15 protein-coding genes are annotated in these 14,531 nt (G+C 65.0%); 5 read left to right on the top strand and 10 right to left on the bottom strand.

What is annotated here, in order from left to right:
* The first annotated feature begins 144 nt into the window (after positions 1–144).
* Positions 145–1,350: a DNA polymerase IV gene (gene dinB / locus MYCSP_RS04185; RefSeq protein ID WP_083013783.1), complete on the top strand. Its 1,206-nt coding sequence runs from the start codon at positions 145–147 to the stop codon at positions 1,348–1,350.
* A gap of 25 nt (positions 1,351–1,375) precedes the next feature.
* On the opposite strand, the gene MYCSP_RS04180 is transcribed toward dinB, so the two are convergent.
* Complete coding sequence (locus MYCSP_RS04180) at positions 1,376–2,158, bottom strand: VOC family protein (RefSeq protein WP_083013782.1); 783 nt, start codon at positions 2,156–2,158, stop codon at positions 1,376–1,378.
* A 124-nt stretch (positions 2,159–2,282) separates the two neighbouring features.
* On the opposite strand from MYCSP_RS04180, the gene yaaA reads away from it, so the two are divergent.
* Positions 2,283–3,029: a peroxide stress protein YaaA gene (gene yaaA / locus MYCSP_RS04175; RefSeq protein ID WP_088413242.1), complete on the top strand. Its 747-nt coding sequence runs from the start codon at positions 2,283–2,285 to the stop codon at positions 3,027–3,029.
* On the opposite strand, the gene MYCSP_RS04170 is transcribed toward yaaA, so the two are convergent.
* The 3 genes from MYCSP_RS04170 to adh all read right to left on the bottom strand — a co-directional run bounded on the left by MYCSP_RS04170 (position 3,019) and on the right by adh (position 6,754).
* Positions 3,019–4,755 (bottom strand): hypothetical protein, encoded by a 1,737-nt coding sequence (locus MYCSP_RS04170; RefSeq protein WP_088413241.1) that lies wholly within the window; start codon positions 4,753–4,755, stop codon positions 3,019–3,021. The two genes, yaaA and MYCSP_RS04170, sit on opposite strands and share 11 nt — an antisense overlap.
* A 98-nt stretch (positions 4,756–4,853) precedes the next feature.
* Positions 4,854–5,240, bottom strand: coding sequence for a DUF779 domain-containing protein (locus tag MYCSP_RS04165; protein WP_088413240.1), 387 nt, complete (start codon positions 5,238–5,240; stop codon positions 4,854–4,856).
* The gene (gene adh / locus MYCSP_RS04160; protein WP_070913556.1) at positions 5,237–6,754 is read right to left on the bottom strand and encodes an aldehyde dehydrogenase; all 1,518 of its coding nucleotides are present in this window, start codon (positions 6,752–6,754) and stop codon (positions 5,237–5,239) included. The genes MYCSP_RS04165 and adh overlap by 4 nt, the downstream gene beginning before the upstream one ends.
* A 229-nt stretch (positions 6,755–6,983) precedes the next feature.
* Between adh and MYCSP_RS04155 the strand changes: the two genes are divergently transcribed.
* The gene (locus MYCSP_RS04155) at positions 6,984–8,993 is read left to right on the top strand and encodes an MDR family MFS transporter (RefSeq protein ID WP_088413239.1); all 2,010 of its coding nucleotides are present in this window, start codon (positions 6,984–6,986) and stop codon (positions 8,991–8,993) included.
* On the opposite strand, the gene MYCSP_RS04150 is transcribed toward MYCSP_RS04155, so the two are convergent.
* Positions 8,947–9,507: a TetR/AcrR family transcriptional regulator gene (locus MYCSP_RS04150; RefSeq protein ID WP_070913584.1), complete on the bottom strand. Its 561-nt coding sequence runs from the start codon at positions 9,505–9,507 to the stop codon at positions 8,947–8,949. The two genes, MYCSP_RS04155 and MYCSP_RS04150, sit on opposite strands and share 47 nt — an antisense overlap.
* Positions 9,508–9,598: 91 nt before the next feature.
* Here MYCSP_RS04150 and MYCSP_RS04145 point away from each other — a divergent pair, with 91 nt between their 5' ends.
* Positions 9,599–10,510, top strand: coding sequence for an LLM class flavin-dependent oxidoreductase (locus tag MYCSP_RS04145; RefSeq protein ID WP_088413238.1), 912 nt, complete (start codon positions 9,599–9,601; stop codon positions 10,508–10,510).
* 19 nt (positions 10,511–10,529) lie between these two features.
* Here the strand turns inward: MYCSP_RS04145 and MYCSP_RS04140 are convergent, their stop codons facing one another.
* From MYCSP_RS04140 to MYCSP_RS04125, 4 genes are all read right to left on the bottom strand, one after another.
* On the bottom strand, positions 10,530–10,817 hold the full coding sequence (locus tag MYCSP_RS04140; RefSeq protein ID WP_070913558.1) for a hypothetical protein: 288 nt from the start codon (positions 10,815–10,817) through the stop codon (positions 10,530–10,532).
* 113 nt (positions 10,818–10,930) lie between these two features.
* On the bottom strand, positions 10,931–11,374 hold the full coding sequence (locus MYCSP_RS04135) for a type II toxin-antitoxin system Rv0910 family toxin (protein WP_083013775.1): 444 nt from the start codon (positions 11,372–11,374) through the stop codon (positions 10,931–10,933).
* Between the two features lie 36 nt (positions 11,375–11,410).
* Entirely contained in the window at positions 11,411–12,646 is a 1,236-nt protein-coding gene (locus tag MYCSP_RS04130; protein ID WP_456080952.1) for a lipase family protein, read from the bottom strand.
* Positions 12,570–12,794: an antitoxin gene (locus tag MYCSP_RS04125; protein WP_088413237.1), complete on the bottom strand. Its 225-nt coding sequence runs from the start codon at positions 12,792–12,794 to the stop codon at positions 12,570–12,572. Before MYCSP_RS04125 ends, MYCSP_RS04130 begins: the two co-directional genes overlap by 77 nt.
* Positions 12,795–12,848: 54 nt before the next feature.
* Here MYCSP_RS04125 and MYCSP_RS04120 point away from each other — a divergent pair, with 54 nt between their 5' ends.
* On the top strand, positions 12,849–13,682 hold the full coding sequence (locus tag MYCSP_RS04120) for a class I SAM-dependent methyltransferase (protein ID WP_088413236.1): 834 nt from the start codon (positions 12,849–12,851) through the stop codon (positions 13,680–13,682).
* 3 nt (positions 13,683–13,685) lie between these two features.
* On the opposite strand, the gene MYCSP_RS04115 is transcribed toward MYCSP_RS04120, so the two are convergent.
* Positions 13,686–14,354 carry a slipin family protein gene (locus MYCSP_RS04115; RefSeq protein ID WP_088413235.1) on the bottom strand — a complete coding sequence of 223 codons (669 nt, stop codon included), beginning with the start codon at positions 14,352–14,354 and terminating at the stop codon, positions 13,686–13,688.
* Between the last annotated feature and the right edge of the window lie 177 nt (positions 14,355–14,531).

Below are 14,531 nucleotides of genomic sequence, written 5' to 3'. Positions count from 1 at the left end.
GACCACGAACTCGATAGTTTTCCTAGCCGTAAGTCAAATATCTCCCGGACGCCATCGAGGATTGACCCGCGATTCTCCGAATCAACTGGCTGTTGGGCAAATCAACCGGATCTGGGTGTCGGACCCCGGTGCGAGCATCTGTTCATGACCGGGACAGCCAGCATCCTGCACGCGGATCTGGACTCCTTCTATGCCTCCGTCGAGCAACGCGATGAACCGGCGCTACGCGGCCGCCCGGTGATCGTCGGGGGCGGTGTGGTTCTGGCCGCCAGCTACGAAGCCAAGCATTTCGGGGTCCGCACCGCCATGGGCGGTCGGCAGGCGCTACGGCTGTGTCCTGGCGCCGTCGTGGTGTCACCGCGATTTGATGCCTACAGCGCCGCGAGCAAGGCGGTGTTCGAGGTGTTCCGGGACACCACGCCCCTGGTGGAGCCGTTGTCCATCGACGAGGCATTCCTGGATGTCTCTGGCCTGCAGCGCGTCTCGGGTACCCCGCGTGACATCGCGACCACTCTGCGCGCGGAGGTGCGCCGCCGGGCCGGTCTGCCCATCACCGTCGGCATCGCCCGCACCAAGTTCCTGGCCAAGGTCGCCAGCCGCCAGGGCAAGCCCGACGGGCTGTTGATGGTCGAGCCGCACGAGGAACTGTCGTTCCTGCGCCCATTACCGGTGCAGGCGCTATGGGGCGTGGGCGCGGTCACCGCCGAAAAGCTGGCGGTGTACGGCATCCGCACCGTCGCCGATGTCGCCGACATTGGCGAGTCCACCCTGGCATCGATGGTCGGCCGGGCCATGGGGCGCCAATTGCATTGCCTGGCACACAATGTCGACCCACGACGGGTCCAGGGCGGACGCCGGCGCCGCTCGATCGGCGCTCAGTGCGCACTCGGCCGCAAGCGCCGAGCCACCGAGGAGATCGATGCCATCGCAACGCAACTCATCGAGAGGATCGCGCGCCGCATGCGGGACACCGACCGAAGCTGCCGGACGGTGGTATTGCGGCTACGGTTCGACGACTACACCCGTGCGACACGGTCCCGCACCCTGTCGCGTCCTACGACGTCCACCGAGCGCCTCCTGGGAGTGGCCCGCCAGCTCGTCCGGGAAGCCGCTCCGCTCGTCGCCGAACGGGGAATCACCCTGATCGGCTTCTCGATATCCAATTTCGACCCCTGCGGCGCAGCACAATTGGAGCTTCCATTCTCGGACTCGGTGGAGAACACGCTGGCACTCGACAGCGCTCTGGATACGTTGCGCGACAGGTTCGGTACCCGGTCGGTCACCCGCGCGACCTTGCTGCGCGGCGGCGGGCACGAGGACTGGGGCATCCCGACCTTCGAGGACATCTGACAAGACCGGGATGCTCCAACCGTGATCACGAACCGACGGAGCACAACCAGAATGTGCCACCGGTGGTGTCCCGCACCTGCGCCATCCGGCCGTAGGGGGTGTCTTGGGCAGGGGTCAGCACGACGCCACCGAGCTCGACGACCTTGGCGGCACTGGCATCGGTGTCGTCGGTACCGAAGTACACGGCCCAGTGCGCCGGCACTCCATCGGGGAGCGCCCACTGGCCCACCGAAGCGTCGTTCACGCCGGCGATCGGCTCGCCGTCGTGCTGAGCACACGCATACCGGAAATCATCGGAATCACCTTCTACCTTGGTGTTCCATCCCAGTACCTTGGTGTAGAAGTCGACCGCCTTGTCGTATTCACGGGTGTTCAGTTCGTGCCACACCGGCGCTCCCGCCTCGGCAACCAGCTGGAACCCCTTGTGGGCCAATGGTTGCCACAGCCCTACCACGGCACCTGATGGATCACCGAACAGTCCCATGTATCCGAGCTGAGGAACTTCCATGGCCTGCATGCAGTTCCCCCCACCGTTGTCTGCGACTTTACTCAGGGTGGCGTCGATGTCGTCGGTGGCAAAGTAGGTGGTCCATCCGTCGGGAGCGTTCCATTCCGGGTTGTTGGAGATCATTCCCGCGACGGCCTTGCCGTCCTTGTACGCGTTGACGTAACCACCGTATTCGGGGCCTGCCTCATGCAAGGTCCAGCCGAACAACGCGCCATAGAACGCCTTCGACTTCTCAAGGTCCGACGAGGCCAGGTCGATCCACGCGGGGGCACCGAGCGGAGTTTCTTCACGAGTGGGCATGGGGATCTCCTTGAACTAGACGGGGCATTCATGGGTATCGACTACCGCCACCGCGAAAACTCATCGCACGCCGTTTGGCCACCTCTGCGCGACGGGCGCGGGCCAGTTCGCTACGGTCTCTGGCGTGATCGTGCTGCTGCCGCCCTCGGAAACCAAACGCGAAGGCGGCGACGGTCCTCCCCTGCGCCTGGACGCGATGGCGACGCCGTCGCTGAACCCGGTGCGCGAAGCACTGGTCGACGAGCTCGTCGCCCTTGCCGGCGATCCTGCCGCGTGCCGTAAGGCTCTGAGCATCTCGGCGTCCCAGGATGCCGAGATCCAACGCAACGCCGAGCTGCGGGTCTCGCCCACCATGCCCGCCCTGCACCGCTACACCGGCGTGCTGTACGACAACCTGGACGTGACGTCGCTGCGCGGCGCCGCCGCGATCCGGGCACGCGAGCGGCTGGCCGTCGGCTCGGCACTGTTCGGGCTGCTGCGCGCCGATGACCCGGTTCCCGCGTATCGGCTGTCCGCCTCGTCCAAGCTGCCCGGAAAGCCGACGCTATCCGCGCGATGGAAGTCTGCCTTGGAACCGGTACTGGCCGAGCTGGCCGCCGATGAGCTGGTGGTCGACCTGCGCTCAGGCTCCTATGCCGCGCTGGGCCGAATTCCCCATGCGGTAACCGTCGACTGCCTTACCGAACATCCCGACGGGCGGCGCACGGTGATCACCCATTTCAACAAGGCGCACAAGGGGAAACTGGCCCGCATCCTCGCCGCGAGCAGGGCCGAACCCAACGATGCCGCGGCGGTGGCCGCCGTCGCCCGCCGCGCGGGACTTCACATCGAACGCGACGGCAACACACTGACGATCATCGTCAGTCAGTAGACCCGGAGTGCGACTTTCCTTCCGAGGCATGCGTCTTTCCTTCGGAGGAGTGTGAACTTCCTTCCGATGACGACCCGCTCTTGGCGGCCGACGACTTCTCCGCCGAGGGCTTGTCGGCCGGCTTATCGGTCTTGCCGCCTGTGGCCGAGTTCAGTCCTTCGTGAACCTTGGTGTCCGTAGCGGCAGCAGGGGCCTTGCTGTCGGCCGCGGCTCCCTTGGTTCCCTCGGTCGTCTTGGCGCCACCGGTGGTGCTGGTTTCACCAGGTGTCGACTTCAGACTGTCCCGGGTGACCTTCACCGGTCCGGCGGACTCAGGCTTGGCCGGTTGCGGCTTGGTCTCCGGTTTGGTCTCGACGGCCTTGGCCGGTTCGGGCTTGGTGGCCTCGGCCGCCGCCGGGGCGGCCTTGGGCTCAGCGGCCTTGGTCGGATCGACAGCCTTCGTCGGATCAACGACCTTGGTCGGCTCAACAGCTTTCGTCGGGTCAACGACCTTCGTCGGGTCGACAACCTTGGTCGGGTCAACAGCCTTGGTCGGATCAACGCTGGGCTCAACAGCCTTGGTGGGCTCAGCCTTCGGCGCCTCGCCGGGCTTCGCCTGATGCTCGGTTGTGGTTGCCTCTGCGGGCGTACCACCGGACTTGACGTCGGACGCGGTGTGTTCGGTCTTGGAAGATTTGGCGTCGGCGTCGTGCTGGGCAGTATCAGGCTTCTCGGCAGCCGCATCCAGCTTGGTGGCGGCTTGGTCTGTCAGCTTCGAGGAAGAAGCATCCGGCGTCGTTCCGGCGTCGGATGCGGGCAACGACAGCTTCGGCACCTGCCCCAGCAGGCTCGACAAGTCATTGAGCGCCGCCACGATCACCCTGGGCACATCCTCGGTCCTACCGATGATCGCTTGCACCGGCACCGTGATCGGCAAGGCGAGAACGTGCAGGACCGCAAAAGCCAACTGAGCAAAGTAGGACGGCGTGCCAAACGCCGGACGCGGCCCCGGGAAGTTGGACGGCAAGGGCTCCGGCTCAGGGGCGGGGGGATCGGTCTCGTCGGCAGCCGCCACCTTCTGCGTGGGCGAAGAAGCCGCTGCCGCGTCCTGCGGCGGCTGTGCCGTGGCAGGTTGCTGCGGCGACAGACCCGGTATCTCGCCCAGCAGGCCCGACAAGTCATTGATAGCCGCGGCGATAACCGTCGGCACGCCCTCGGCGCTACCGATGAAGAACTGCACAGGCACCGTGATCGGCAGTGCCACGACGTGGAAGACCGCAAAGGCCAGCTGCGCAAAGTAGGACGGGGTGCCAAACGCGGGCCAATGGGTCCCCGGGAAGTTGGTGGGCGGCGCCGGCTCGTCGGCCGCAGGCGACGACGGCACCTCATCGGTGGGCTGGTCCACCGGCGGATCGACGGGATCGGCAGCGGCCGCGTTGGCCTCTGGTGCCAGGCTGGGCAGGACCTTTGGTGTCGCCAGGAGCTTGGCGACGGTGCCGATCAGATCGGTGCTACTCGCCACCCCGGTGGCCGCCGTATTCGCTTGCGGCACCGCACCATTCTGCGGGTTGGCGACCGCCAGCAGATCAGAGAAGGACGTGAGGGAGACCGCCCGAGTCGTCACGGAACGTATTGTGGCCGTGGGCGTTGCGGAAAGAATCGGCCGAACAGTCCGCGCGTCCACGCCTGCGCCGACACACAGACTGCAGACAGCAGCAACCGCGGCAGTTCGAATACCTACGTACATAGAACGACGCTCCCCTCACAACCCGACCAGACCGTGTCCGACAAGGGCAAACTACTACCTACCCAGGCCGACGACAACACGAACAGACCGGCGGCGACTCAGTCGTCGGCGCCGGTCCGCACCGGTTGATCCGCCAGGGCAAGCACCTCGGCATCGGTGAACAACCTCGACCGGATAAGGAAACGCACGCCCTCCGGCGCCTCCAGCGAAAATCCCGACCCCCGCCCGGGCACCACGTCCACCGTCAGATGCGTGTGCGACCAGTACTCGAACTGGTCAGCGCTCATCCAGAACGGTGTGTCTCCGCTAACCTCGCCGAGCAGCACATCCGATGCCCCGACTCGAAACTCTCCGCGCGGATAACACATCGGCGCGGAGCCATCACAGCAGCCGCCGGACTGGTGGAACATCACAGGGCCGTGTTTGGCCACCAGCGACGCCAACAGCTCCGCGGCAGCCGGGGTGAATTCGACGCGGTTGATCAGAAGAACCCCGCGGCGTCGGGCGAGTAGCTCACCAAGAGGTTCTTGGTCTGCTGGTAGTGATCGAGCATCATCTTGTGGTTCTCACGGCCGATGCCCGACTTCTTGTAACCGCCGAACGCCGCATGCGCCGGGTACTGGTGATAGCAGTTGGTCCACACCCGCCCCGCCTTGATACCGCGACCCAAACGGTAGGCGTTGGTCATATCCCGCGACCACACCCCCGCGCCGAGGCCGTACAGCGTGTCGTTGGCGATCTTCAATGCCTCGTCCAGTGAATCGAACTTCGCCACGGACAGCACCGGACCGAAGATCTCCTCCTGGAAGATGCGCATGTTGTTGGTGCCCGCGAACACTGTCGGCTGAATGTAGGCACCATCCGGATACTCCGCTACCTTCCGGGCGTCGCCACCGGTGAGCACCTGCGCCCCCTCCTGCCGACCAATATCGATGTAAGACAAGATCTTTTCGTACTGGTCGTTACTGGCCTGCGCGCCGATCATGGTGTCCTCGTCGAGCGGATCGCCACTGACGATGGCCTCGACGCGTGCGATCGCCCGGGCGATGAACTCGTCGTAGATGGAGGAATGCACCAGCGCGCGGGAGGGACAGGTGCACACCTCACCCTGGTTCAGCGCAAACATGGTGAAGCCTTCGAGCGCCTTGTCCAGGAACGCGTCATCGGCGGCCATCACGTCGGGCATGAAGATGTTGGGGCTCTTACCACCGAGCTCCAGGGTGACGGGAATGATGTTCTCGGTCGCGTATTGCATGATGAGGCGTCCGGTGGTCGTCTCACCGGTGAATGCGATCTTCGCGATCCGCGGACTGGAGGCCAACGGCTTACCCGCCTCCACACCAAAACCGTTGACCACATTGATGATTCCCGGCGGCAGCAGGTCGGCGATCAGCTCCATCAACACCAAGATCGAGACCGGCGTCTGCTCGGCGGGCTTGAGCACCACACAGTTGCCCGCCGCCAACGCAGGCGCCAGCTTCCAGACCGCCATGAGTAACGGGAAGTTCCACGGGATGATCTGTCCGACAACGCCCAACGGCTCATGGAAGTGATAGGCGACGGTGTCGTGATCGATCTCGGAGATCGACCCCTCCTGCGCGCGCAGCACCCCGGCGAAGTAACGGAAGTGATCTATTGCCAGGGGGATATCGGCATTGAGGCTCTCGCGAATCGGCTTCCCGTTGTCCCAGGTTTCCGCGACGGCCAGCTTCTCGATGTTCTGTTCCATACGGTCGGCGATCTTGAGCAGCGTGTTGGATCGCTCGGCAGGCGAGGTATTCCCCCAGGCTTCAGCCGCGGCGTGGGCCGCGTCGAGGGCCTTGTCGATATCCGGCGCGGTGCTCCGGGCGACCTGCGCGAACACCTTGCCGTCGATGGGCGAGGAATTGTCGAAGTACTGCCCATCCGAGGGGGCCACCCACTCCCCGCCGATGAAGTTGTCGTACCGGGGCGCGAAAGTGACTGCGCTGCCATCGGTTCCGGGCGCTGCGTGCTTCATTGCCTGCTCCTGTCGCTGTAACATCCGAGCCCTGTGACGTACGTTACACCCCAGCTGGGACTGGGGGCACGGGTGTCGGATCGGCAACCGGAGCACCCACTTCCGCATGGGAGAACCCAGGTTCATGCTGCGTGAGCCCGCAAGCCTTTAGCATGGGTAAGTCATGTCAGCCGAACTCCAGCAGCAGTCTCCTGAGCCCGAAACCGTCGATCAAGAAGCGGCAAGCTCCATGATCAGCGTGCAGCGCCGCAATCTCATCTTCGTCGCGGTCTTGCTCGGCATGCTGCTCGCCGCGTTGGACGGCACCATCGTCGCCACCGCGCTGCCGACCGTCGTCGCCGATCTCGGGGATGCCGGCCACCAGTCGTGGGTGGTCACCAGCTATCTGCTGGCTTCCACGGTGGCCACCGCGGTGATGGGCAAGTTCGGTGACCTGTTCGGACGGCGCGCCGTGTTCATCGCCAACATCGTGGTGTTCGCGGCCGGTTCGCTGCTCTGCGGCATGGCCGGCTCCATGGCGATGCTCGTCGGCGCCCGCGCCATTCAGGGGCTGGGCTCCGGCGGCCTGATGGTGACGGCGACCGCCCTCATCGGCGAGATCATCCCCATGCGCGAACGCGGCCGATACCAGGGCATCCTAGGTGCGGTCTTCGGCGTGACCACGGTCATCGGCCCGCTGCTCGGCGGCCTGTTCACCGATCATCTGGGTTGGCGCTGGGCCTTCTACGTCAACCTGCCCATCTCGGTTGTGGTGATCATGGTCGCCGCCGGAGCCATCCCGGCACTGGCCAAGGCGTCGCGCCCCGTCATCGACTATTGGGGCATCGTCCTGATCGGACTGGGCGCCTCCGCGCTGACGCTGGCCACCAGCTGGGGCGGCACCACATATCCGTGGTCCTCCCCCGTGATCATCGCGTTGTTCGCCGGCTCCGTCGTCGCGATCGGCGTCTTCGTCTGGGTGGAATCCCACGTATCCGAACCGATTCTCCCGCCGCGACTCTTCCGCGACCCGGTCTTCACCATCTGCTGCGTGCTGAGCTTCGTCGTTGGTTTCGCCATGCTCGGTGTGATGACCTATCTGCCGACGTTCATGCAGTTCGTCAACGGCGTCTCGGCCACGGTCTCGGGCATGCGCACCCTGCCCATGGTGGCGGGCATGCTCATCACCTCTACCGGGACCGGCACCCTGGTGGGACGCACCGGCAAGTACAAGCGCTATCCCGTCATCGGCACCGCCACCATGGCCATCGCCCTGGTGCTGCTGTCCAGGATGGACAACTCGACGCCGTTCGCGCTGCAGTCGCTCTACCTATTCATCCTGGGCGTGGGCATCGGCGCCTCGATGCAGGTGCTCACCCTCATCGTGCAGAACACGGCCCGATTCGACGATCTGGGTGTCGCGACGTCCGGTGTGACGTTCTTCCGCACCATCGGCAGCTCCTTCGGTGCGGCGATTTTCGGTTCGCTGTTCTCCAACTTTCTTGCGGGCAAGCTCAGCTCGGTGAAGGCCCCACCGGAGGCCACCCAATCGCCCCAGGCACTGCACGCACTGCCGCACGACGCCGCCCTCCCCGTCATCAACGCGTATGCCGACTCGTTGGATCTGGTATTCCTCTGTGCCGCACCGGTCGCCGTGGTCGGATTCGTCTTGTCGCTGTTCCTCAAGGAAGTCCCGCTGCGGGGCGCCGACTCGAGCCTTGCCGTGGATATGGGCGAGGGTTTCGGCATGCCCAATTCCGTCTCGCCCGACAAGCTGCTGGAGATCGCTATCAGCAACGCGATGCGCGGCTTCCCGCACGTCGGTCTGCGCAAGCTGCGCGAGCATGCGGGCGTATCGATGCCGATCGCGCCTCTATGGGCCTTGGTGCAGGCCAACCGCTTCCTGCGCGCTACCGGTTCTGCCGAGGTTTCCCGGATCGCGCAGTGGTACCGGATACCACCGGAAGTCATCGATCCCGCCTTCGACCAACTCGTCGAGAGCGGCTACGCCCTGCGCACCAACGACCACGTCTGGCTCACCGACACGGGCCGGGAGGAAGTCGACAAGATCAGCGAGGCCATCAACCAGTACCTCGTCGAACGACTTTCCCGCACACCCGATTTCGAAGATCGCGCAGACAGGGAGCAGATTCAGGCCGCGCTAGAACGCATTTCGCGACGAATCGTCACCGACACCGACTGGCGCGAGAACCCTATCTCTGCACTACCCGCGGCGCCTGCGGCGTCAACAGGGCGGTGACAAGCGCCTCGATACCCGGGCGTGGATTGAAGTCCGGGGCCGGGTTGGCGAGCTGCTGGTAGATGATGCCGGTGAGGTAGTCCTGGAAAATCTCCGCGTGCAGCTGGGGGGTGTTCGGGTTCACCTTGCGCATGAGCTGCAGCGTGCGGGGAATCTGGGCATCCCTGCCTCGTTGCAAGGGCTCCCTCAGTTCGGGGTGGCTCCAGCCCTCCATGAGAAGCGCCATGTACGCCCGGACTCGAGTGCTCATCGCCCCGACGGCTCCGTTGGCGTAGGCAGTGCCGATGCCCACCAGATCGGCGATCGTGGCCGGGTTGATCTCGGTGACAAGTGCCCGCCAGAAGGCCCGGCGGAGCTTCTCGATCTCGACGATGGCACCCAGTAGCAGTGCGTCACGAGTACGGAAATGATTCGACGTGGTTCCGCTCGGAACGTTAGCCGCAGCATCTACCGATCGATAGGTAAGACCACCAACCCCCATGGTGCCCGCCACTTCGATGGCAGCGGCGACCACCTCCGCACGCCGTCCCCTTGGTTGCTCCTCCACCACTGCGAGGGTAGTACGCCATAACGGCGATATGTGTGCCAACCCTAGGATCGGATACATGCGCTTCTCAATTTGGGGACAGACCAATCAATCCTGGGCCGATCTGCTGGACATCGCCCAGTACGCCGACACCGGGACCTGGCGCGCGTTCTACGCCGCCGACCACTTCATGTCGCATGCGGACACCGCCGAGCAGCGCACCGATTTCCACGAGGCCACCGCCATCTTCGCGGCACTGGCCGCGGCCACTTCGCGCATCCGGCTGGCACCGCTGGTGCTGTCGATGACCTTCCGGCATCCGGCGGTACTTGCCAACTGGGCGGCCACCGTCGACCACGTGAGCCGGGGTCGTTTCACCCTGGGGCTGGGCGCCGGATGGCAGGAGAACGAGCACCAGCGTTACGGACTCGAACTCGGCAAACCCGGACCTCGGGTCGATCGGTTTTCTGAAGGGCTGCAGGTGATTACCGGGTTGCTGAACGAGCAGGCCACGACCGTGAAGGGCGACTACTACCAGCTGGCGGAGGGCATCTGCGAACCCAAGCCGGTGCAGCAGCCACTGCCCATCCTGATCGGTGCCACGCAGCCGCGCATGCTCGGTTTGACCGCCCGATATGCCCAGGAATGGAACCAGTGGTCCTCGCCCGGCAGCTTCCACGAGGTCTCGAGCCGGCTGGACGCCGCGGCGGAGAAGATCGACCGCGATCCGGCAACGATCTGGCGCTCCACGCAGGCTCGCATCATCGTCACCAACGACCCGCAATCCGAAGCGCGTGCCGCGGAAACCGCTGCGGCGTCACCGATTCCGGTGTTGTACGGCACCGCAGAACGTATCGCGGAGCAGATGGCACCGTGGGCGCAGGAAGGCGTCGACGAGGTGATCCTGCCGGACCACCTGTTGGGCAACGGTTCAGCGCGCCGAGACGCCTACGACGCCTTGGCCCAGGCCCTTAGGCCGCTGGCGGGCTAGCTCGTGCGGCCCGGGCGGCTCAGTTGCCCCAGCCGCGCTGGCCATCCCAGCCGCCACAAACTCCGTTGTAGCAGCCGTGGCCCCAGCCGCCCTGCCCGGGATTCCACCCGCCGCATACGCCGTTGTAGCAACCACCGCCACCACCTGCGTCACCGCCACCCGAGCCACCGGGATCGGCAAGAACGACCTGGTTGGACGTGGTTGTCGGCACCCCGGTGGTCATCACGGCGGCGGGGGCAGCAGCGATCAGCACCGCGCCGGCACCTGCAGCGAACACCGTTCCGATGAACTTCCGTGTGATTGACATATATCCATATTGCTCCCTATCGGGGAGCCTGCCAACCACCGACACGAACTCGATGCTCGTCCAATCACAAACCGTCGCTTATGTTTTCGCAGGTAGAACGCGAAAAATGCCGGTTACGAGGCGGATGCAAAAACTTGAACGAACTTCGACAGCGAGGCGTCGATATCGCTGCGCAGCGCGGCGGCCACCACCGCGCCGATCGGACCGAACATCGCCGGCCCACCCAGGTGCAGGTTGAAGTCGACGACCGAACCGGCCCCCTTCGGGCTGATGGTCACCCTGAGCTTGACCTTCACGCCACCCCTGCCCTGTCCGTCCAGGAACAGCCCGGTCGGCGGGTCGTACTTCTGCAGGGTCCACTTCACCCGGTTGTACATGCCCTTGACGCACACGATCGAGTCGATCACTGTGCCCTTTTCCAGGGTTTCGGGCAACTTGCTACGCCACGCCGTGTGAACGCTCAACCACTCATCGAAACGCCGCAGATCCGAGGCGTGCTCCCAGGCCTCCTGGGGAGGGAGGGGCACATCGATGGAGGAATTCAGTTTGGCTGCCACGTCGGCAAAGGATACCGGAGCAATATCAACGGATGGCTAGCAGTTACTGGGCGGCGGAACTCCGGCAAACCGGTCGGCAATCCATTGCACCCCGAGACGCTCCCCCTCGGGGTCCACGTGCCCCTTACCCGGCGCGACGATCTCCTGCACCGTGTCCCCCAATGCACAGGCACGTCGCACCGCGGCGTGGATCCAGCGCGCGTCGATGAGTCTGTCGGCCTCTCCGGCGTAGACGAGCATTGGCCCGGATGCCGGCCCCAGCGGCAATGCGATCCGCTTCAGTGCCCGCGCGAAGATCGCCGCGTCCTGCGCGGTGGTGCCGTGAAAATCATTGGCGCGCAATCTGCCGATGGCCGCGGCCCGCGCGGGATCCAGTCCGTTGTGGCATCCCAGCAGCAGCGCCTTGTCGTGCGGATTGTCCTGGAAGGAACCGTGCAGAAAATTCTCCGGTCTCAGCTCCGGCACGGTGACCGACAGACCCGTGAGCAATGTGGGCATCATCGAGAGCTGGCTCCAGTCGTACCGACCGTCACCGACGTGGGTGGCCATGTCGGTCAGGTCGGCGGCCGGAGACAGGTTGGCCGCCCCGACAAAATCCAGTTCCGGGGCGTAATCACCGGCCAGCTCGGCAGCCGCCCAGGTTGCCTGCCCGCCCTGGGACGCGCCGATCGCCGCCCAGGTCGTCGACGCACCGGGAATCAGCGAGACCGCGGCGCGGGCCGCGTCGATGACGTTGAAGCCCTCCGATCTCGGTTCCAAATACGGATGAGGGCCCGGCACGCCCAGCCCCTCGTAATCCGTGATCGCCACCACCCAGCCACGCTTGGTGAGGTTGCGTACCAACCAGATGTAACCCCGCAGATCGGGCGCACGGGAGACCGCGCACTCGTCGTCCAGGCCAGTGGTGCCATGGCCTACCGATACGATGGGCCAACCTAATTGTGGCGGTTCACCTTTCGGAGAAAAGACGACGCCCGTCACTTCGGTTGGCGTACCGGTGGCACCCGAGGTCGACATGTAACGGACCAAATGGCCGTCGGCGATGGCATCGAGATCCGCCGCCAGCGACAACGGCGCATCGGATAGCACCTCACCCGGCGGCGGCGAGGGAGGCTGGGGTGCAACACCTTCCGCCTCGACCCGCGCGCAGGCCGCCGTGATCAGCACCAGCGCCGCAAGTAGCGGCGCCAGCCGCTTACTGAGCGTCGCCGTCCTTAGGGGATTCGGAGCCTTCAGCTGAGTTGACCTTGTCGACCGCGCTCTTGGCGGCATCCTGCACCTTGTCCACCACCGAGGTGTACTTGCCACCGGTCTTGGAGTCGATCACGTCGCCGACCTTGTCGACGGCCTGGTTCACCTTGTCCTTGTTGCCCGCCAACAGGCTCTTGAGCTTGTCGATGAGGCCCTTGAAATCAGCCATGTGTGGGTTCTCCTTCGTCTGGGACGGCGCAACTGTAATACGAGATCGCGGCGTATGTTGGGTCGAGTGACGGACCGCGTGAAAATCGCACTGACCGGCGCCCCCGAGACCATGCTGGCCACGCTGTACGGACGGGCGCAGGACGCCAAGTCTCCTCATTCCGTTCTTCATGACCACTATGCCGCCGAGGCCGTCGCGCGCATCGACTACGACTTCTCCAAAACCAAGATCAAAGACACCCAGGCGGTCGGCGTCGCGCTGCGCGCCCGCCAGCTCGACGTCTGGACCTCGGAGTTTCTCGCCACACACCGGGAGTCGACAGTGCTGCACCTGGCCTGCGGACTGGACACCCGCGTCTTCCGGATCGATCCGCCCGACACCGTGCGCTGGGTCGACGTCGACTACCCCGACGTGGTCGCACTGCGACGCACGCTGCTGCCCGAACGCGGCGGCGACTACCGGCTGATCGAAAGCTCCGTCACCGATGATGCCTGGTTGGAAGGCATCCCCGCCGACCGCCCCACTCTCGCGGTGTTCGAGGGATTGACGATGTACCTGACGCAGGCCGAGGGCCAGTCCCTGATCCGTCGGATCACCGGGCGCTTTCCCAGTGGCCAGCTGGCGTTCGACTGCTACGGCAGCATCGGCATCAAGCTGCAGAAGCTGGTGCCCGCCGTGCGCAACGCCGGCGCCACCCTGCACTGGGGTATCGACGATCCCGGGCAGATCGAAGCGCTGCATCCCGCGCTGCGCTGCATCGAAGACCTGCACAGCACCGACGTGGCAGGTGAGGAACACCTGCCACTTTCGGGCCGCATTCAGATGAAGGTCATCTCCCGCATCCCCGCGCTGCGCGATATCGGCAGAATCATGCGGTTCAGCTTCTAGCACTCAGCGGTTGAGGACGACCATCGCCTTACCCTCTGCCACCGACTCCAGGGTCCGCAGCTGCAGCAGCTCCGGGTTCTCCCGCAGCAGCTTTGCGGTGTTGGCCATCGACCGCAGCACCGCCGCGTCGGCACGAGCCCGCTCCAGCTGAGCCTTGCCCGCCTCCCGGGCCAGCAGCGGCTCCACCAGTGCCTTACGCACCTCGCCGGACAGCATGATGTCCTTGATGACGAAGCGGGTCACCGTGACGCCCAACTCCTCGACCTCGGCCTCGAGCTTGGCCGCGGCGTCGGCGCCCAGGAACTGACCTCGCTGCGCCAGCAGCTCGTCAAGAGTCTGCGCCGCGACGGCATCACGCACCTGCAGCTGCGCCTGTAGGTAGATGCCCCAGTGCACGTTGGCCGCAGCCGCAAAGATGGCCGACTTGGCCGCCTTGTACTCGGCGACGGCCGACACCTTGACGGTGAAGCCGTCCGCGGTCAGCACATCCTGGCCAGCTACCTGTACCGACTGCGCGCGCATATCCACGGTGATCAAGGTGTCGGTACGCGGGCGCGTGTAGTGCACGCCTGGCGTCAGCACCGCCTTGAACGCACCGTCGCGGTACAGCACGCCGCGCTGCCATTCCATGATCGTGACCTTCTCGCCGAAAATGTCATCCCACATACTCATCCTTGTTCACCTCTCTTACTTGTATTGTTGTAATCCTGTTGCGGAGCAGCGCCTTCCGGACCGCATCGCGAATCGGCGGGAGGAATCGCCGCAGCGTTCCCCGCAAGACCGATCCGCGAACCTCACGGCACGCGGCCCGGAAGCCACCCGTATGGGACTCGAACCCAATAGCCTTAA

Source organism: Mycobacteroides saopaulense (assembly GCF_001456355.1).
GTDB lineage: Bacteria > Actinomycetota > Actinomycetes > Mycobacteriales > Mycobacteriaceae > Mycobacterium > Mycobacterium saopaulense.
Note: the sequence above shows the minus strand (reverse complement) of the source record. Positions and strands in the feature narration are given on the sequence as shown.